Annotated in this window: 1 protein-coding gene; it reads right to left on the bottom strand. The window is 71.1% G+C overall.

Annotated elements, in window-relative coordinates; all coding sequences use genetic code 11:
- Positions 1-738: condensation domain-containing protein (locus ON39_RS33870; RefSeq protein WP_255219319.1), on the bottom strand; the 738-nt coding region annotated here is incomplete at its 3' end.
- Between the last annotated feature and the right edge of the window lie 33 nt (positions 739-771).

Genomic DNA, 771 nt, shown 5'->3' with positions numbered 1-771 from the left:
GTCAACCTTGCCGCCCTCAATCGCGCGGCCGTCGATCTCGGCGCTCGCCGCCCCGGCGGCTTCGGAGCCATGTGACGCGGAATCGATTGCTGCTTCCGGGTTTTCGGTCACCACATGATTCGCCGAGCGCCACAGCACCCGCCCGGCCGAGCGGGTTCGTCCCATGTGCACGGGCCGGACGGTGTCCATGCGCTCGATGGAACCGTTTCCCCGCGTTCGCGACTCGGCTCGTTCGTCCGGCTCCGCTGTGAGCCCCTCTGCCTCCGCCGCGAGAACCTCGGCGCGATAGAGCTCCCCGATGCGCCGCAGCAGTGCCGCGGCGCCGAGCCCGTCGAGCACGATGTGGTGACTGCGCAGGTACAGCAGGTGGCGCTGCGTCGCCACCTGGAACAGGGTGGCGACGGTGTGATGGGGCTCGAGGGGGTCCAGCGGCGCGCCGTAGTCGCGCTCCATCGTGTCGATGGCCGTCGCGACCGGATCGGCCTCGGCGCGTAGATCCACGATCGCCAGCGAGGTCTCCGCGTCGTGATCGACGTACTGCCTCGGCTGTCCCTCGACGGTCCGCAACCGCAGCTGCGGAGACTGGAGCTCGCGCGCCGCGCGCCGGGCACAGCGGGCCATCCGCGCCACCTCGAGCGGGCCCGAGAGGTCGAGGTACATGGCGACCGTGAGCGGCACCGTCGGTTGCAGCTGCTGGGCCACCCACCAGCTCTGCTGCCCCGTCGACAAGGGGTACATCGATGGCGCCCGTCGCCTCGTGCGGCGCGGCGT

Origin of the sequence: Nocardia tenerifensis NBRC 101015, assembly GCF_000308715.1 — a bacterium.
In the GTDB taxonomy this organism is placed as follows: domain Bacteria; phylum Actinomycetota; class Actinomycetes; order Mycobacteriales; family Mycobacteriaceae; genus Nocardia; species Nocardia tenerifensis.
Note: the sequence above shows the minus strand (reverse complement) of the source record. Positions and strands in the feature narration are given on the sequence as shown.